The organism is Pseudomonas sp. GM84 (assembly GCF_000282535.1).
In the GTDB taxonomy this organism is placed as follows: Bacteria; Pseudomonadota; Gammaproteobacteria; order Pseudomonadales; family Pseudomonadaceae; genus Aquipseudomonas.
The window spans coordinates 40297-58000 of record NZ_AKJC01000072.1 but is presented as its reverse complement, the minus strand read 5'-3'; the positions used below and the strand labels follow the sequence as shown (position 1 = coordinate 58000).

Below are 17704 nucleotides of genomic sequence, written 5' to 3'. Positions count from 1 at the left end.
GGCGGCCGCCGGTCTGCTTGAGGAAGTTGGCGAACAGCTCGTGGCCCTGCTCGGTGAGGATGGACTCAGGGTGGAACTGCACCCCTTCGATATTCAGCGTCTTGTGGCGCAAGCCCATGATCTCGTCGACCGAGCCGTCATCGTGGGCGGTCCAGGCGGTGACTTCCAGGCAATCGGGCAGGGTTTCGCGCTTGACCACCAGGGAATGGTAGCGGGTGACCGTCAACGGGTTGTTGAGGCCGGCGAACACGCCAAGGTCGCGGTGATGCACCGGGCTGGTCTTGCCGTGCATGACCTGGCGGGCACGCACCACGTCACCGCCAAAGGCCTGCCCGATGGACTGGTGGCCCAGGCACACGCCAAGGATCGGCAGCTTGCCGGCAAAATGCAGGATGGCCTCTATGGAGACACCCGCTTCGCTGGGCGTGCACGGGCCAGGGGAAACGACGATGCGCTCGGGGTTGAGGGCTTCGATCTGAGCGATGGTCATTTCATCATTGCGAATGACCTTCACCTGAGCACCCAGCTCGCCCAGGTATTGAACGACGTTGTAGGTGAATGAGTCGTAGTTGTCGATCATCAGTAACATCGGCTGAACCTCTTGAATCTACTGACTTTGAATTCGAACCTTCCCCGGCCACAAGCGCGGGCAGCGGATGTTTCAGGCAAACGGGAAGGTAAACAGGGGCGGGCCGGACGGGCCGGCAGGAGATAAAGTCAGGCGCGCCAACGCCAACGGGCGTGGGCCTTGATTACGCGCATCAAGAGTTTGCTGACGATCAACACAGGATAGGTCTCGCTCATACGTCCCGGCACAGTAGCCTACCGGCGCGGCGGGCGCAATATGCCCGTAAACACGGGGAAACGAATGGACTTGGAAGGCATGCCCAGCGATTTGCTAAGGTCAATCCGATTGTCCTCATAAAAACAATGAAAAGGATGTTCATCGATGCGCCAAGCACCGTTACTGCGTTTCACCCTCGCCTCGCTGGCCCTTGCCTGCAGCCAGGCGTTCGCTGCTCCCTCCCCTTATTCCACGTTGATCGTATTCGGTGACAGCCTCAGCGATGCGGGGCAGTTTCCCGACCAGACCGGCGGTACTTCGGGGGCACGCTTCACCAACCGAGACGCACAGGGCAATTTCGCCCCCGTATCGCCAATGATCCTCGGCGGCAAACTGGGCTTTGGCGCCGCCGAGCTGGGCCCTTCGACCTCCCCCGGCAACCTGGCTCAGGGCCTTCCTGACGGCAACAACTGGGCTGTCGGCGGCTATACCACCGGGCAGATTCTGGCGTCGATTACCGACACCTCCGAAACGGTCATCCCACCCGGCCAACCAGGGGCCGGGGCGGTGCTGCGGGAGCGACCCGGCTACCTGGCCAACGGCCTGCGTGCCGATCCCAATGCGCTCTATTACCTTACCGGCGGTGGCAACGACTTTCTCCAGGGCCTGGTCAACAGCCCGGCGGGCGCCGCAGCGGCCGGCGCACGCCTGGCCGCCAGCGCCCAGGCCCTGCAGCAAGGCGGCGCACGTTACATCATGGTCTGGCTGCTTCCCGACCTGGGCAACACGCCAAACTTCAACGGCACGCCTCTGCAAGGCCCGCTGTCGCAACTCTCCGGTGTATTCAACCAATCGCTGATCAGCCAGCTCGGCCAGATCGACGCCGAGATCATTCCGTTGAACATTCCTGTGCTGATCGACGAGGTCCTGGCCAGCCCGGAACAGTTCGGCCTGGCCAGTGGCCAGAACCTTGTGGGTACCTGCTACAGCGGCAACGGCTGCGTGCAAAACCCGGTATACGGCATCAACGGCCTCACACCCGACCCGACCAAGCTGCTGTTCAACGACTCGGTTCACCCGACCATCGCCGGCCAGCAACTGATCGCCGACTACGCCTACTCGATTCTTGCCGCCCCGTGGGAGCTGACATTGCTACCCGAAATGGCCCATGCCAGCTTGCGCGCGCACCAGGACGAGCTGCGCAACCAGTGGCAGACGCCCTGGCAGGCAGTGGGTCAATGGCAAGCCTTCGTCAGCACCGGCGCCCAGGACCTGGACTTCGACGATCAGCGCAGCGCCGCCAGTGCGGACGGGCATGGCTACAACCTGACCCTCGGCGGCAGCTATCGACTGAACGACGCCTGGCGCGTGGGACTGGCTGGCGGCGTATACCAGCAGAAACTGGAGGCAGGCGAGCAGGACTCGGACTACAAGCTCGACAGTTACCTGGCCACGGCCTTCGCCCAGTTTCGCCAGGACCGTTGGTGGGCCGATTCTGCGCTGACGGCCGGCCACCTGGACTACCGCGACCTCAAGCGTACCTTCGCGCTTGGGGTAAATGACCGCAGCGAGAAAGGCGATACCGATGGCGAAGCCTGGGCCGTGACGGGGCGACTGGGGTACGACCTGATGCCCGAAGCCGGCAGTTGGCAACTGGCACCGTTCGTCAGCGCCGACTATGCGCGGGTGAAGGTCGATGGTTATGACGAGAAGAGCGGACGCTCGACGGCGCTGGGCTTCGATGACCAGGAACGCACTTCGCGGCGCCTCGGCGTGGGGGTGCTGGGCAGCGTGCAGGTGCTACCGAGCACCCGACTGTTCGCCGAGTTGGCCCAGGAACATGAGTTCGAGGATGACCAGCAGGATGTGACCATGCACCTGACGACGTTGCCGGCCAACGACTTCACCCTGACCGGGTATACGCCGCACAGCGACCTGACCCGGGCCAGCCTGGGGGTGAGCCACGAGCTGGTGGCGGGGGTGCATCTGCGGGGGAACTACAACTGGCGCAAGAGTGACGAGTTGACCCAACAGGGCGTGAGCCTGGGCGTCGCCGTCGATTTTTGAACCCGCCCCTCCCACAGGGTTGCCCAGGGTTCCACAGCGCCCCAGTCGCTTTACTTGGCGCTGGTCTGCTCGGCCAACGCCACCGCACGGAACATCGCCCGGCGCTTGTTGATGGTTTCTTCCCACTCCAGCGCCGGCACCGAGTCGGCAACGATGCCGCCGCCAGCCTGCACATGAAGCTCACCGTCCTTGATCACGGCCGTACGAATGGCAATCGCGGTATCCATGTTGCCGTTCCACGCGAAGTAGCCCACCGCACCACCGTAGACACCACGCTTGACCGGCTCCAGCTCATCGATGATTTCCATCGCGCGAATCTTCGGCGCGCCCGACAAGGTGCCTGCCGGCAGAATCGCCCGCAGTGCGTCCATGGCGGTCAGGCCCTCGCTCAGTTGGCCGGTGACATTGGAGACGATGTGCATCACGTTGGAGTAGCGCTCGATCACCATCTTCTCGGTCAAGCGCACGCTGCCGGTCGACGACACACGACCCACATCGTTGCGGCCCAGGTCGATGAGCATCAGGTGCTCGGCGATCTCTTTCTCGTCCGACAGCAGGTCGTCTTCCAACGCCCGGTCCGCTTCCTCGTTGGCACCACGTGGGCGAGTGCCGGCAATCGGGCGCACGGTGACCAGGTTGTCCTCCACGCGTACCAACACTTCCGGCGAGCTGCCGACCACATGGAAGTCGCCAAAGTTGAAGAAGTACATGTAGGGCGTCGGGTTGAAGCAACGCAGCGCGCGATACAGGTCGATGGGCGCGGCCTTGAAGTCGATCGACATGCGTTGCGACGGCACCACTTGCATGCAGTCACCGGCCAGGATGTATTCCTTGATGCGCCCTACCGCGTTCTCGTAGTCGTCACGGGTGTAGCTGGAGCGGAATTCAGGTTCGGCCGCCATCGGGCCGCTCAGGTCAAGGCCTCGGCGTGGCGTGATCGGCTGACGCAGGGTTTCCAGCAGGCCTTGCAGACGAGCCTGGCCTTGTTCGAACGCCTGCTCTTCGGCCGGGTCGACCAGCACGATGGCGTGCATCTTGCCCGCCAGGTTGTCGAACACCACCACGGCATCGGAAACCATCAACAGAATGTCTGGCACGCCCAGTGGATCCGGGTTCGGGCTCGCGCCCAAGCGCTTTTCCACATAACGCACGCAGTCATAGCCGAAGTAGCCCACCAGGCCACCGTTGAAGCGCGGCAAGCCGGGGATGTCGGCGACTTTGTAGCGGTCCTTGAAGGTTTCGACGAAGGCCAACGGGTCTTCGACCTCGTGGCTTTCCACTTCCACGCCATCCTGCAGGATGCTGACGTGGTAGCCATGCACACGCATCACGGTGCGCGACGGCAGGCCGATCATCGAGTAACGGCCCCACTTCTCACCGCCCTGCACCGATTCGAGCAGGTAGCTGTTGGGCTGGTCAGCCAGTTTCAGGTAGATCGACAGCGGCGTGTCGAAGTCGGCCAGGGTTTCGCAGGCCAGGGGAATGCGGTTGTAGCCGGCAGCGGCCAGGCGCAGGAATTCTTCGCGGGTCATGGGTAGCCTCGTGGCAAGCAGCAATAGGTTCGGGCAAGCGGACGGGCCGGCAGGCGCCGGCGGGCATAAGTCAGGCGCGCCAGCGCCAACGGGCCAGGGCCTTGATGACTTTCATCCAGAATTTGCCAGTGACCGCCACGGTAGACTCTCTGTCGGGTGAGGCTTGAAGGTCCGCCAACGTTATCCCAGTGGCCAGGTCTGCGCAACCGGGCAGCAGCGCGCGCAGGTCGTCGATCACCAGGTTCGGGGTCTCTTCATCGATGGGCCGGCCATGGTTGTAGCCATAGCTCAGGCCGACGCACTGCACGCCGGCGGCCTTGGCCGCCAGTACGTCGCTGCGCGAGTCGCCGACGAACAACGATTGCTCTGGCGTGACGCCCGCCATCTTCATGACGTGCAGCAGTGCTGCGGGGTCCGGCTTCTTCTGTGGCAGCGTGTCGCCGCCGATGATCCAGCGGAAGTAGCGGCCGATCTTCATCTGGTCCAGCAACGGCCCGACAAAACGCTCGGGCTTGTTGGTGATCAGCGCCATCTCCACGCCCTGCTTGCGCAGCCAGCGCAGGGTGTCCTGCACACCGGGATAGATGACGGTCAGTTCATGGTTTTCGGCGTAGGCCTCCATGAACAGCGCCAGCGCCTGTTCCGCCAGAGCATCGTCTACCGCAGCATGGTCGATGCTGCCAGCCAGCGCCCGGCGCACCAGCACCTGGGCACCGTTTCCGACCCAATGGCGAACGGCTTCAAGGCCTGCGGGCTGGCGCCCGAGTTCGAGCAGCATGCGGTCCACGGCAGCGGCCAGGTCTGGCACCGAATCGATCAGGGTACCGTCCAGATCGAACATCACCAGCCTGGGCAGCGCCCCGGGGAACAGCTGCTCGAAGCCGCTCATGGGCGGGCCTGGGCCATTTCGGCGCGCATCTTGGCGATGACTTCCTGGTAGTCCGGGGCATTGAAGATGGCCGAGCCGGCGACAAAGGTATCCGCACCGGCGGCAGCGATCTCGCGGATGTTGTTGACGTTGACGCCGCCATCGATTTCCAGGCGGATGTCACGGCCGCTGGCGTCGATCAGCGCACGGGCTTCGCGCAGCTTGTCGAGGGTGCCGGGGATGAACTTCTGCCCGCCGAAGCCTGGGTTGACGCTCATCAGCAGGACCATGTCGATCTTGTCCATCACGTACTTCAAGGCATCCAGGCTGGTGGCCGGGTTGAACACCAGGCCGGCCTTGCAGCCGCCGTCACGGATCAGCTGCAGCGAACGGTCGATGTGCTGCGTGGCTTCCGGGTGGAAGGTGATGTAGGTGGCGCCCGCTTCGATGAAGTCGCCGATGATGCGATCGACCGGGCTGACCATCAGGTGCACGTCGATCGGCGCGGTCACGCCGTACTTGCGCAGCGCGGTGCAGACCATCGGGCCGATGGTCAGGTTGGGCACGTAGTGGTTGTCCATCACATCGAAGTGAACGATGTCGGCCCCGGCGGCCAGCACCTTGTCGACATCTTCGCCCAGGCGGGCGAAATCGGCGGAGAGAATGGAGGGGGCAATAGCGTAGGGCTGCATGGCGCACCTGTTGGCAGAATCACGGTGGCGCGCATTGTAACTCACGGAATCGAATGAAGGCTGATTGGTATCAATCCGTCTCGACGGGTGCCTCTTTTGCCTGAAGCGGCCTCATCGCCGGCAAGCCGGCTCCCACAGGGAGAACAGTGGAGATCCTGTGGGAGCCGGCTTGCCGGCGATGAGGCCAGCACAGACAAGCATCAATCAGGCAGGCTGCTGGGTCCTCAACTTCTCGCTACGCCCCCGCAACCACTCCAGGGTCAGCAACAACACCACCGAGAAGCCAATCAGCAAGGTCGCCGCCGCCGCGATGGTCGGGCTCAGGTTCTCGCGAATGCCGCTGAACATCTGCCGTGGCAAGGTCGCCTGCTCCGGCCCGGCAAGAAACAGCGTCACCACCACTTCATCGAACGAGGTGGCGAAGGCGAACAGCGCACCGGAGATCACCCCAGGCGCAATCAGCGGCAAGGTCACCCGGCGGAAGGCCAACAACGGCGACGCGCCCAGGCTGGCCGCCGCCCGCACCAGGTTGTAGTTGAAACCCTGCAAGGTCGCCGACACGGTAATGATGACGAACGGCACGCCCAGCACCGCATGCACGAGGATCAGCGAGATGAAGCTGTTACCCATGCCCAGGGGTGCAAAGAACAGGTAACTGGCCACACCGATGATGACCACCGGTACCACCATCGGCGAAATCACCAGCGCCATCACCAGCGACTTGCCCGGGAAATCGCCTCGGGTCAGACCGATCGACGCCAGGGTGCCAAACACCATGGCCAGGAACGTGGCCGCCGGCGCAACGATGATGCTGTTCTTCAGCGCCCGCATCCATTCCGCCGAGGCGAAGAAGTCCTGGTACCACTGCATCGAGAAGCCCTGCAGTGGATACACCAGGAAACTGCCACTGTTGAAGGACAGCGGCACGATCACCAGCACAGGCAACACCAGGAACAAGAGAATCAGGCCGCACAGAATGCGCAGGCTGTAGAACCACACCCGCTCAACGGGTGACATGTATGGGCTCAGCATCACAAGGCTCCTCAGCTCAGGCGCAGGCGGCTTGCGCCGACCAGCCAGCTATAGATCAGGTACAGCAGCACGGTCGCCAGCAGCAACAGCCCGCCCAGCGCGGTGGCCATGCCCCAGTTGATGCTGGTGTTGGTGTAGAAGGCGACGAAGTAGCTGACCATCTGGTCGTTGGGGCTGCCGAGCAGCGCCGGGGTGATGTAGTAGCCGATGGCCAGGATGAACACCAGCAGGCAGCCGGCACCCACGCCCGCGTAGGTCTGCGGGAAGTACACCCGCCAGAAGCTGGCGAACGGGTGGCAACCGAGCGAAATCGCCGCGCGCATGTAGCTGGGCGAAATGCCTTTCATCACGCTGTACAGCGGCAGGATCATGAACGGCAGAAGAATGTGCACCATCGAGATGTACACGCCCGTGCGGTTGAACACCAGCTCCAGCGGTTGGTCGATGATGCCCATGGCCATCAGCGCACTGTTGATCAGGCCGCCCGACTGCAGCAGCACGATCCACGCCGCCACCCGCACCAGGATCGAGGTCCAGAATGGCAGCAATACCAGAATCATCAACAGGTTGCTCTGCCGAGTCGGCAGGTTGGCCAGCAGGTAGGCCAGCGGGTACGCCAGCACCAGGCAGATGGCCGTGATCACCACACCCATCCACAGGGTGCGGGCAAAGATATCCAGGTAAATGGCCTGGTCGGGCGTGGCCTTGGCCAGCTCGCCGAGGTCATCGATACGGTGGTCGAGTGCCGCCAGCAGGTAGAACGAGGTCACCGAGCTGGTATTGCGGCGGATCGCCTGCCAGTAGGCTGGGTCACCCCAACGCTCGTCGAGGGCTTGCAGGGCATCTTTGTAAGAGGCCGGCTCTGTCTTGAAAGGAAGCGCCCGCGCGGTTTTCGCCAACAGGCTGCGGTAGCCGGCCAGCTCCATGTTCAGGCGCTTGGACAGGTCGCCCAACGTCTGGTTCTTGCGTGACTCGGCCAGGTCCTGGCTCAGGGCCTTGTAGACCTCTTCACCCGGCAGGCTCTTGCCGTCCCACTGGGCGATGATTTCCACGGTGCGCGGCATGCCGCCGACCACTTCCGGGTTGCCGACGCTCTTGAACAGCAGCGCCGCGATCGGCACCAGGAACACCAGCAGGAGAAACAGCGCCAGCGGCGCGATCAACGCCTGCGCCTTCCAGCGGTTGACCCGCTCGGCGTGCTTGAGGCGCTGCTTCAGATTTGGACCTGCGCCTTCGTTGAGGGGCACTGCAATGGCCATGGCGAACTCCGCAAAACAGGCTGAAATTGGGGCTGCTGCGCAGCCCATCGCCGGCAAGCCGGCTCCCACACCCTCAGGTTGTCACCTCACCTGTGGGAGCCGGCGTGCCGGCGATGAGCCGCGTAGCGGCTCCCTATCGTTTACTTCTTCGCCGCCCAGGCGTTGAAGCGTTGCTCCAGCTGCTCGCTGTTGTCGGCCCAGAAGGCCACGTCGATCTGCACCTGGTTGGCAATGTTCTCAGGCGTGGTCGGCATGTCCTTTTTCACGTCGTCCGACAGCAGGCTGACGGCCTTGGAATTGGCCGGGCCATAGGCGATGTTTTCGGAGTAGGTTTTCTGCTGTTCCGGCTGGACGCTGAAGGCGATGAACTTCTTCGCCTCGTCCGCATCCTTGGCGCCTTTCGGAATGGCCCAGGCGTCGAAGTCGTAGATGCCGCCGTTCCACACCACCTTGAGGTTGCTCTCTTTCTGCACGGCGGCGATGCGGCCGTTGTAGGCCGAGCTCATGACCACGTCACCCGAGGCCAGGTACTGTGGCGGCTGGGCGCCCGCTTCCCACCACTGGATGCTCGGCTTGAGCTCGTCGAGTTTCTTGAAGGCGCGGTCCACGCCTTCCTTGGTGCCCAGCACCTGGTACACCTCTTTCGGTGCCACGCCGTCTGCCATCAGGGCGAATTCGAGGGTGTACTTGGCGCCTTTGCGCAAGCCGCGCTTGCCCGGGAATTTCTTCGTGTCCCAGAAATCGGCCCAGCTGGTAGGCGCGGTCTTGAGCTTGTCGGCGTTGTAGGCCAGCACGGTGGACCAGACGAAGAAGCCCACGCCGCACGGCTGGATGGCGCCCTTCACATAGTCGCTTTCGTTGCCGAACAGGGCCGGGTCGAGTTCTTCGAACATGCCTTCGTCGCAGCCGCGGGCCAACTCTGGCGACTCTACTTCCACCAGGTTCCAGGACACGCTGTTGGTATCGACCATGGCTTTGACCTTGGCCATCTCACCGTTGTACTCGCCAGCGACGATCTTGCCCTTGCCAGCCTTCTCCCAAGGCTCGTAGAACGCCTTGACCTGGGCCGCCTTGTTGGCGCCGCCGAAGGAAACCACGGTCAGGTCCGCCGCCATGGCCTGGCCGGCGGCGAACAGGCCGAGGGCCAGGGCGGTCAGTTTCAACTGCTTGCGCATTATTATTCTCTCCACAGTACAGGGTTGGTGAAGCAATCCATCAGTGGGCTTCGGCAATCGGATCGAGCGCGCGCGCGTGCTCCACCTCCCAGCCCAGCGGTACCACATCGCCCACGGCCAGTGCCGGGTCGAGCTCGGCGATCGGCTGCTTCACGAAGAAGTCGGCCTTGCCGCAGACTTCCAGGCGCACGCGCACGTGGTCGCCCAGGTAGATGAACTCGGCCACACGGCCAGAGAAGCGATTGACGCAGCTTTGGCTGTGGCCATTGAGGCGCACGCGCTCAGGGCGGATCGACAGGGTCACCGGTTCACCGGCCTGGCCGACGTTCACGGCCAGCGCCTCGACCCGCTCGCCGCGCGCCAGTTGCACCTGGCAGCGATTGCCGTCACTGGCCAGCAGGATGCCGTTGATACGGTTGTTCTCGCCGATGAAGTTGGCGACGAAGGTGTTGCGCGGCTCTTCGTAGAGGGTGCGTGGGTCGGCGATCTGCTGGATTTCGCCCTGGTGGAACACTGCCACGCGGTCGGACATGGTCAGCGCCTCGCCCTGGTCGTGGGTCACGTACACCACGGTCACCCCGAGGCGCTGGTGGATGTGCTTGATTTCCATCTGCATGTGTTCGCGCAGCTGCTTGTCGAGGGCGCCGAGCGGTTCGTCCATCAGTACCAGCTGTGGCTCGAACACCAAGGCGCGGGCCAGCGCCACACGCTGCTGCTGGCCACCGGACAACTGGCCGGGGTAGCGCTTGGCGAATGCGTCGAGCTGGACCATGTTGAGGACCCGCTTGACCCGCTCGCTGATGTCGGTCTTGCTCAGGTTGCGCACGCTCAAGGGGAAGGCCAGGTTCTCGGCCACCGTCATGTGCGGGAACAGCGCGTAGTTCTGGAACACCATGCCGATGTCGCGCTTGTGCGGCGGCACGTTGTTGATCGAGCGGCCCGCCAGCTGGATTTCGCCGGCGGTGGGGGTTTCGAAACCGGCCAGCATCATCAGGCTGGTGGTCTTGCCCGAGCCGGAGGGGCCAAGCAAGGTCAGGAACTCACCCTTGCGAATGTCCAGGTTGAGGTCCTTGACGATCAGCGATTCGCCGTCGTAGCTCTTCTGCACACCACGGAAGCTGACCAGCGTCTCGCCGGTGGTCGCGTTCGAATTCGCCTCGCTCATGCCTGCACCTTCTTGTTGGATGACTGCGTGGCAAAAGACTAGTGCAGGCGCAAGCGCCCGGAAATCGGGGCTGCTGAGAGAATGCCATCATCCGTTTGGAAGAGTTGTTGTAAGGAATGCCCTACAACGATGGCGGGTTTGGAATGGACCTCAAGTCCATCACATCACCTTGCGGGAGCGGGCTTGCCCCGCGAACCAGGGCGAAGCCCTGGCCATACGCCTCTATTGCCTGGGCCGGCCCTATCGCCGGCAAGCCGGCTCCCACAGGATCAGCTCAGTGTCAGTGGCAAGGCCGTGTCGCAAACAGAACGGTCACACCAGCTTGTGCTCCATGGCGTACTTCACCAGTTCCGCCAGCGAATTGACCTTGAGCTTCTGCATCAGCCGCGCCTTGTGGGTGCTGATAGTCTTGCTCGACAACGCCAGTTGCTGGGCGATGTCATTGACGTTGGCGCCCTGGGCCAACCGCTCGAACACCGAAAACTCCCGCTCCGAGAGCAAGGTATGCAGAGGCCGGGTTTCGGTCAGGCCTACTTCGAACACCATGCGGTCGGCCAGCGCCGGGTCGATGTAGCGTCCGCCTCCGGCCACCCGGCGGATCGCCGTCAGCAGCAAGGCCGGGTCACTGTCCTTGGTGGCATAGCCAGCCGCGCCAGCCTTGAGCGCGCGGGCAGCCATCTGCGCTTCGTCGTGCATCGACAGCATCAGGATCGCCGGCGCATCCTGCAGCGCACGAATGCGCGGTATCGCCTCCAGCCCGTTCATGCCTGGCATGGAGATATCCAGCAGCACCACTTCGCATGGGGTATGGCGCAAGGTATCGAGCAACTGCTCGCCATTACCGGCCTCACCCGCCACCTGCATGTCCTTGGCCAAGCCGATCAGCTGCTTGATGCCTTCACGGACGATGGTGTGGTCTTCGGCCACCAGCACTCGAATCACGCTCGTTCTCCTACTCCAACGGAATGGCCACGCTCAGGCTGGTGCCCTCGCCCGCTTCACTGTCCAACGTCATGCTGCCGCCCAGCATCAACACTCGCTCACGCACCCCTACCAGGCCGAACGAGGTCGGCCTGGGTTGATCGTGGCAAAACCCACGGCCGTCGTCGCTGACCGTCATGCGCAACTGCCCACCTTCGCGCACCAGCTCGATCTCCACGCTGTGCGCCTGGGCGTGGCGCATGACATTGGTCAGCGCCTCCTGCAGGATGCGGAACAGCCCGGTGGCCTTGGCATCGCTCAATGCTGGCAGATTTTCCGGCACCTGTACCAGGCAAGGAATCTGTGTGCGCGCTTCGAAACGCCGGGCCTGCCATTCGATGGCCGAAGCGATGCCGGCGTCGAGAATCGGCGGGCGCAATGCCGTGGCCACATCGCGCACCAGCTGGAACAACTGGGCGATCAGGCGCTTCATGCTGGCCAGACGCTCGTTCAGCGCGGGGTCCAGTTCGGCGAACGCCAGCTCGCACATCGACACCTCAAGCTTGAGCACCGTCAGCATCTGCCCCAGTTCATCGTGCACTTCGCGGGCGATCCGGGCTTTCTCTTCCTCGCGCACGCTCTCCAGGTGTGCCGACAGTTCGCGCAGCTGCTCCTGGGACCTGGCCAGCGCCAGCTCGGCCCGCTTGCCCTGGGTGATGTCCCAGACCACACCGTCCCAGACCACCCGGCCGTTGGCCAGGCGCCGGGCACTGGCCTTGATGTCGGCCCAGCGCTGTTCGCCGTCGCGGGTCAGGATACGCCCCTGCCAGGACCAGTCCTGGCCACTGGCAATGGCCAGGTCCTGCACCTGGTGGTAATGGGCCCGGTCTTCGGGGTGGACCAGGTTACGCAAGCCCATCTGCGGGTGCTGGATCTGCGCGGGGGTGTAGCCGACCAGCGCCTCGCTGCCCTCACTGATATAGGGGAATTCCGGGTCACCTTCGGCGGGAGCAGGCTCCAGGCGAAACACCAGGCCCGGCACATTGCCAGCAATCCCCTTCAACCGCGCATCGCTCTCACGCAACGCTGCCAGCGCACGGTGGCGCTCGGTCACATCGGCGAGATAGACCACCAGGTACTCGGCATCGCGAAAGCGCAGGAAGCTCAGCGACAGCTCTACCGGCAACAGGCTGCCATCGGCACGCAGGCAGTGAGTCTCGAACTGCCGCACACCACCCTCTCCGGTACGCGCGCCTTTCCACAACTGCAGCCAGCGGTCCATGCCGAGGTTGGGCTCGAAGTCGATCAACGGGCGTTCGAGCAACTCGGCCTCGGCATAACCGAGCATGCGTTCCACGGCATGGTTGGCGTAGCGCACATGGCTGTCCCAGTTGACCCAGAGGATACCCACCGTGCTCTGGTCGATGGCGAACTGGCTCAGGCGCAGCGCCTCTTCACGCACCTGCCGCTCGCTCAGGTTCTCCCTTGCCGCCAGCAGACTGCGCTCGAGCTGCCGCTGCTGACGGCGCTGCCAGACCAAGGTGGCAAGCGCACACAGCAGCGACATGCCGAACAGCAAGGCGAGGTTCTGCCAGAAGCCGGTCGAATCACTCAGGCGCGGGTATCTGGGTTGCAACCAGCGTTGGTGAAGCTGCTCCAGCTCCTTGGCCGGCATGGCCTGCAGGCCACGCTCGAGCACATCGGCGAGCATCGGCCAGTCACGGCGCGAACCGACTCGCAGCAACTGCGGCAGGCCAATGTCGCCGACCACCACCAGCTCGCTGAATTCGCTCTCTCGCGACAGCCTGCTGAGTTGGGCCTCGTCGAGTACCGCAAGACTGGCCTGACCGCCGACCACCAATTGCAAGGCCTCGCGCTCGCTGGGCACGCCCTGCAGGTTGAGGTTGCCGTAATTGCCACGCAGGTAGTCGGCCAGCACGCTGGGCATGCGCACCGCCACACGCTCGTCGGCTTCGAGTTTTTCCAGCTCCACGGCCATTGCCCCGGTGCGTGGCCCCACCACCAGTTGCGGCACGCGCATGTACGGATCGCTGAAGAGCCACAGGCGCAAGCTGGCGGGGGTCTGGGTCAGGCCGGGGGCGAAATCGATTTCGCCCGCCTGCAGGGCGTGCTCAAGGCTGGCCTGGTCGGCGAAGTTGCGCCAGGTCAGGTCCAGCTGGAGCGCCCCGGCCAGCCAGTTCACCAACTCGACATTGGCACCGTAAAGCTGCTGCAGGCGGCGATCGAACTGGGCATAGGGCGCTTGCAGCACCACGCCGACGCGCAGGCTGCGGTGACTCTCCAGCCATTGCTGTTGGGCGGGTTCGAGGACCACCGTTGGCGCCACTTCCGGCCTTGCCAAGGCGATCAAGGGCAGCCAGAGGCAGCCGATAACCCACAGGAGACGCAATCGCTTCATTCACACGCTCGTCTTGGCAAGGGCGGCCATGCAGCATGGCCGTCACGGGCAAATACTATTAGGCTGCCGGTACTATTCCGGCCTTGGGTTGATTCATGTTCACACTTTATCGCACGACGCTGGCAATGTGCTGCCTGGCCTCGCTCCTGCCCCTCGGCGCCCTGGCCGCCGACGGCGAAACACCACCCGCGGCCGCCGAAGTAGCCGCCGCCCCCGCCCCGCGGCCACCCCTGCTCGAACGTAGCCAGGAAGATGCACAGGCACTGGAGCGCCTGGTGCCCAAGGCCGAGCAACAGACCCTGCAGGCTGGCAACGAAAGTTTCCTGGCGCTGTGGAAGCCGGCCAACGACAGCGACCCGCAAGGCGCCGTGATCATCGTCCCGGGTGCCGGTGAGAACGCCGACTGGCCGAACGCGGTCGGCCCATTGCGGCGCAAGTTCCCCGATATCGGCTGGCACAGCTTGAGCGTGAGCCTGCCCGACCTGCTGGCCGACAGCCCGCAAGCGCGGATCGAAAGCAAGCCGGTTGCCGAGGTGCAGAAAGACCAGGGTGAAACCGCCCCGGCCAAGGACACGCCTGCGGACGCCAACGCCAATATTGCCCAGGCCACGGCGGCCGATAGCGACACCGCGCAAAGCACCGACGCCGAGCAGGCCAGCGACCAGAATGACCAGGCTGATGCCGAGCGCATCTTCGCGCGCCTGGATGCCGCCGTGGCCTATGCCCAGCAGCACAACGCACGCAGCATCGTGCTGATCGGCCATGGCAGCGGTGCGTACTGGGCGGCGCGCTACCTGAGCGAGAAGCAGCCAGCGCAGGTGCAGAAGCTGGTGATGGTCGCCGCGCAGACGCCCGCACGGGTCGAGCATGACCTGGAAAGCCTGGCACCTACCCTCAAGGTACCGGCTGCCGACCTCTACTACGCAACCCGCAGCGCCGACCGCAAGGCTGCCGAGTTGCGCCTGCAGGCCAGCAAGCGGCAGAAGGACAGCCAGTACAAGCAACTCTCTTTGATTGCCATGCCGGGTAACAAAGGGGCCGAGCAAGAGCAGCTGTTCCGCCGCGTGCGCGGGTGGATGGCACCGCAGGAATAGATGGCGCGGTCTGTACCGGCCCTATCGCCGGCAAGCCGGCTCCCACAGGGACTCCACAGATCCCCAGGTCCAGTGGAGCACCTGTGGGAGCCGGCTTGCCGGCGATAAGGCCCTCAAAGACCCCGCCGCTTGCGGATCAACGCATAGGCCTGATGCAACTCACGTGTCCGCTCGGTCGCCTCGCGCACCTGCACCTCACTCGCCCCACTCCCGGCGAGTTTGTCCGGATGGTGCCGACTGACCAAGCGGCGATACGCCTGCTTGACCCGGTCGCCGTCGGTGTCGGCCTCTACCCCCAACAGGCGCAGCGCCGCCGCATAGGTCATGACATCCGGGCTCACACGGGCCTTGCGTGGCTCGTACTCCAGCGACATGGCCTGCACCTGCCGCCGGCTGAGCCCCAGCTTCTGCCCCCAGTCCAGAAGTAAGTCACGCTCATGCTGGCCGGCCTTGCCGTCCGCCCAGGCCATGCGCCAGCACGCGCGCAGGGTGCCCTCGGCCGCATGTGGCTGCAGGCGAATGCGTCGCAGGTGCCCGCTCAACCGGTCCTTGCCCGCCTTGCCCCGGTTGAATGCGGCGATCGCTCGCAGCCGCTGCGCCTCGGCCAGGTCCAGGCGCACCATTTCCTGCCGGGCCTGCCGGATATGCTGCTCGGCTACCCGCCCATCGCTCTTGGCCAACCGTCCGAGCAGCACGAACAGCAACTCCTCATCACCCAGGGCCGGACGACCGCCCAGCCGTTCGCGCATGTCTTCCCAGCCCTGCACCCGCAGGCGCCGGTCCATGGCCTGGCCCAGCAGCGCCCCGAGCAGCGCACCGGGAATGCTGGCAACTGCGAACCCCGCGCCCAGCCCGATCACAGTGCCTGGCCACCACATCTCAAGCGCGCTCGCCGATCAGGCGCTCGGCCTCGGCCAGACGCTCCAGGGTGCCGACATCGACCCAGTTCCCGCAGTAATGCTCGCCAGTGACCTGTCCGGCCCGCATGGCCTGGCGCAACAACGGCGCCAGCTTGAAGGCGCCTGCCCGGCAGCCTTCGAACAAGGCCGGATGCAGCACCGACAGGCCGCTGAAGGTGAGGGTGCCGGGCGCATCGTCGCCATCCACTACGTGCTCCCCCTGCAGGCGGAAGTCGCCACGCCCGTGGTGGCCTGGGTTGTCGACCAGCACCAGGTGCGCAAGCCCCTGCAGCGGCGCCTGCAGGCGGGTGAAATCGTAGTCGGTCCAGACATCGCCATTGACCAGCAGGAACGGCGCCTCGCCCAGGAGGGGCAACGCCTTGAAGATCCCGCCCCCGGTCTCCAGCGGCTCGCCCTCTGGCGAGTAGCGAATGCTCAGGCCAAAACGGCTGCCATCGCCCAGGTGGTCCTCGATCTGCTGGCCAAGCCAGGCATGGTTGATCACCACCTCGGTAACACCGGCGCCCGCCAGGGCGCGCAAGTGGTACTCGATCAGCGGCTGACCGGCAACCGGCACCAGGGGTTTGGGGGTGTGCAGGGTGAGCGGACGCATGCGCTCGCCCTTGCCTGCTGCCAGGATCATCGCTTTCATGCAGGTACTCCGGCCTTGAGCTCGGCGATCAGCTGACCCAGTTCTGCAAGCTCCGGACGGCGGCTGATCACTTCCTCTATATAGGCGAAGAAACGCGGCACGTCGGCCAGGTAACGCGGCTTGCCATCGCGGTGGCAGATGCGGGCGAAGATGCCGATAACCTTCAGGTGGCGTTGCACGCCCATCAGGTCACTGGCGCGCTGGAAGTCTTCGAACGCCGGCTGCACCGGGATACCGGCGGCTTGCGCCTTTTCCCAGTAGTTGCGCAGCCAGCCTTCGACTCGGGCCTGTGGCCAGCTGAGGAACGCATCCTTGAACAGGCAGGTGATGTCGTAGGTGACAGGCCCGTAGACCGCGTCCTGGAAATCCAGCACGCCGGGATTGGGTGCGCTCTGCATCAGGTTGCGCGGCATGTAGTCGCGGTGCACCAGCACCTTGGGCTGGGCCAGGGCGCTGTCGATCAGCAGCTGGCTGGTGCGTTGCCAGGCAGCCTTCTGCTCGTCGGTAAAGCTCTTGCCGAGCTCGCGACCGACGTACCATTCAGGGAACAGTTCGACTTCACGGCGCAGCAGCGCGTCGTCGTAGCTGGGCAGCGGCGCCTCCATCGGCAGGCGCTGGAATGCCAGCAGCGCATCGATGGCGTCGGCGAACAGTGGATCGGCGTTTTCGGCGTTGATGATGTCGAGGTAGGTCTGATGGCCCAGATCACCCAGCAACAGGAAGCCGCGCTCCAGGTCCTGTGCGTGAATCTGCGGTACATGCACCCCCGCCCCGGCCAGCAGGTGGTCGATGGCGACGAATGGTCGGCAGTTTTCCTGGGGGGGCGGTGCATCCATGATCACGAAGCTGCGGCCCGCGCCCTGCCAGCGGAAGTAACGGCGGAAGCTGGCGTCGCTGCTGGCGGCGGTCAGGCTGCCTTCAGGCACCTCGCCCCAGGCGTTGCGGCGGAAAAGATCATTGAGCTGCTCATCGAGCCAGACAGTCAGTTGTTGCAGGCGTGCATCGTGTTCAGGCATTACAAGGGTCTCCGACGGCCCTAGCCGTCAAGCGGGTCATGCTTTATTATCCAGCATCTTTTTCAGACCATCGAGAGGCGTGCGGCCCCACACGCGGGCAGATGGCACGCAGGAAGCCCGGACTAATAA

General features: G+C 64.3%; 15 protein-coding genes. 2 read left to right on the top strand and 13 right to left on the bottom strand.

All coding sequences use genetic code 11. The features are described 5' to 3' along the window. On the bottom strand, positions 1-589 hold a 589-nt coding region (locus tag PMI38_RS04570), incomplete at its 3' end, for an aminodeoxychorismate/anthranilate synthase component II (RefSeq protein ID WP_008091229.1). A 360-nt stretch (positions 590-949) separates the two neighbouring features. Here PMI38_RS04570 and estP point away from each other — a divergent pair. Continuing rightward, positions 950-2851: an esterase EstP gene (gene estP / locus PMI38_RS04565; RefSeq protein ID WP_008091227.1), complete on the top strand. Its 1902-nt coding sequence runs from the start codon at positions 950-952 to the stop codon at positions 2849-2851. Between the two features lie 50 nt (positions 2852-2901). Here the strand turns inward: estP and trpE are convergent, their stop codons facing one another. The 9 genes from trpE to PMI38_RS04520 form a co-directional block, all read right to left on the bottom strand. After that, positions 2902-4383, bottom strand: a complete 1482-nt coding sequence (gene trpE, locus PMI38_RS04560; protein WP_008091225.1) for an anthranilate synthase component I — start codon at positions 4381-4383, stop codon at positions 2902-2904. A 70-nt stretch (positions 4384-4453) separates the two neighbouring features. Next, on the bottom strand, positions 4454-5272 hold the full coding sequence (locus PMI38_RS04555; protein WP_008091223.1) for a phosphoglycolate phosphatase: 819 nt from the start codon (positions 5270-5272) through the stop codon (positions 4454-4456). Further along, positions 5269-5943: a ribulose-phosphate 3-epimerase gene (gene rpe / locus PMI38_RS04550; protein ID WP_008091221.1), complete on the bottom strand. Its 675-nt coding sequence runs from the start codon at positions 5941-5943 to the stop codon at positions 5269-5271. The genes PMI38_RS04555 and rpe overlap by 4 nt, the downstream gene beginning before the upstream one ends. A 204-nt stretch (positions 5944-6147) precedes the next feature. Next, entirely contained in the window at positions 6148-6975 is an 828-nt protein-coding gene (locus tag PMI38_RS04545) for an ABC transporter permease (protein WP_008091220.1), read from the bottom strand. An 11-nt stretch (positions 6976-6986) separates the two neighbouring features. After that, the gene (locus PMI38_RS04540; RefSeq protein WP_008091219.1) at positions 6987-8234 is read right to left on the bottom strand and encodes an ABC transporter permease; all 1248 of its coding nucleotides are present in this window, start codon (positions 8232-8234) and stop codon (positions 6987-6989) included. 140 nt (positions 8235-8374) lie between these two features. Then, a complete protein-coding gene (locus PMI38_RS04535) occupies positions 8375-9409 on the bottom strand; it encodes an ABC transporter substrate-binding protein (protein ID WP_008091216.1) in 1035 nt (344 codons plus the stop codon). A gap of 40 nt (positions 9410-9449) precedes the next feature. After that, the gene (locus PMI38_RS04530) at positions 9450-10574 is read right to left on the bottom strand and encodes an ABC transporter ATP-binding protein (RefSeq protein ID WP_008091215.1); all 1125 of its coding nucleotides are present in this window, start codon (positions 10572-10574) and stop codon (positions 9450-9452) included. Positions 10575-10886: 312 nt separating this feature from the next. Next, positions 10887-11516 carry a response regulator gene (locus PMI38_RS04525; protein WP_008091214.1) on the bottom strand — a complete coding sequence of 210 codons (630 nt, stop codon included), beginning with the start codon at positions 11514-11516 and terminating at the stop codon, positions 10887-10889. Between the two features lie 10 nt (positions 11517-11526). After that, positions 11527-13914 (bottom strand): PAS domain-containing sensor histidine kinase, encoded by a 2388-nt coding sequence (locus PMI38_RS04520; protein ID WP_008091213.1) that lies wholly within the window; start codon positions 13912-13914, stop codon positions 11527-11529. Positions 13915-14009: 95 nt separating this feature from the next. On the opposite strand from PMI38_RS04520, the gene PMI38_RS04515 reads away from it, so the two are divergent. After that, entirely contained in the window at positions 14010-15008 is a 999-nt protein-coding gene (locus PMI38_RS04515) for an alpha/beta hydrolase family protein (protein WP_043273032.1), read from the top strand. A 113-nt stretch (positions 15009-15121) separates the two neighbouring features. On the opposite strand, the gene PMI38_RS04510 is transcribed toward PMI38_RS04515, so the two are convergent. From PMI38_RS04510 to PMI38_RS04500, 3 genes are read right to left on the bottom strand one after another with little or no spacing between them, the layout of a single operon-like run. Next, positions 15122-15886 carry a TerB family tellurite resistance protein gene (locus tag PMI38_RS04510; RefSeq protein WP_008091211.1) on the bottom strand — a complete coding sequence of 255 codons (765 nt, stop codon included), beginning with the start codon at positions 15884-15886 and terminating at the stop codon, positions 15122-15124. 1 nt (position 15887) lies between these two features. Continuing rightward, positions 15888-16559 carry an N-acetylmuramate alpha-1-phosphate uridylyltransferase MurU gene (gene murU, locus PMI38_RS04505; protein WP_008091210.1) on the bottom strand — a complete coding sequence of 224 codons (672 nt, stop codon included), beginning with the start codon at positions 16557-16559 and terminating at the stop codon, positions 15888-15890. Continuing rightward, entirely contained in the window at positions 16556-17575 is a 1020-nt protein-coding gene (locus tag PMI38_RS04500) for an aminoglycoside phosphotransferase family protein (protein WP_008091208.1), read from the bottom strand. The genes murU and PMI38_RS04500 overlap by 4 nt, the downstream gene beginning before the upstream one ends. Between the last annotated feature and the right edge of the window lie 129 nt (positions 17576-17704).

Excerpts from the sequence above, each read along its gene's own strand:
- PMI38_RS04555 (WP_008091223.1), bottom strand. The coding sequence starts at position 5,272 with ATGAGCGGCTTCGAGCAGCTGTTCCCCGGGGCGCTGCCCAGGCTGGTG.
- murU (WP_008091210.1), bottom strand. The coding sequence starts at position 16,559 with ATGAAAGCGATGATCCTGGCAGCAGGCAAGGGCGAGCGCATGCGTCCG.
- PMI38_RS04540 (WP_008091219.1), bottom strand. The coding sequence starts at position 8,234 with ATGGCCATTGCAGTGCCCCTCAACGAAGGCGCAGGTCCAAATCTGAAG.
- PMI38_RS04515 (WP_043273032.1), top strand. The coding sequence starts at position 14,010 with ATGTTCACACTTTATCGCACGACGCTGGCAATGTGCTGCCTGGCCTCG.
- PMI38_RS04535 (WP_008091216.1), bottom strand. The coding sequence starts at position 9,409 with ATGCGCAAGCAGTTGAAACTGACCGCCCTGGCCCTCGGCCTGTTCGCC.
- PMI38_RS04545 (WP_008091220.1), bottom strand. The coding sequence starts at position 6,975 with ATGCTGAGCCCATACATGTCACCCGTTGAGCGGGTGTGGTTCTACAGC.
- trpE (WP_008091225.1), bottom strand. The coding sequence starts at position 4,383 with ATGACCCGCGAAGAATTCCTGCGCCTGGCCGCTGCCGGCTACAACCGC.
- estP (WP_008091227.1), top strand. The coding sequence starts at position 950 with ATGCGCCAAGCACCGTTACTGCGTTTCACCCTCGCCTCGCTGGCCCTT.
- PMI38_RS04520 (WP_008091213.1), bottom strand. The coding sequence starts at position 13,914 with ATGAAGCGATTGCGTCTCCTGTGGGTTATCGGCTGCCTCTGGCTGCCC.
- rpe (WP_008091221.1), bottom strand. The coding sequence starts at position 5,943 with ATGCAGCCCTACGCTATTGCCCCCTCCATTCTCTCCGCCGATTTCGCC.
- PMI38_RS04510 (WP_008091211.1), bottom strand. The coding sequence starts at position 15,886 with ATGTGGTGGCCAGGCACTGTGATCGGGCTGGGCGCGGGGTTCGCAGTT.
- PMI38_RS04530 (WP_008091215.1), bottom strand. The coding sequence starts at position 10,574 with ATGAGCGAGGCGAATTCGAACGCGACCACCGGCGAGACGCTGGTCAGC.
- PMI38_RS04500 (WP_008091208.1), bottom strand. The coding sequence starts at position 17,575 with ATGCCTGAACACGATGCACGCCTGCAACAACTGACTGTCTGGCTCGAT.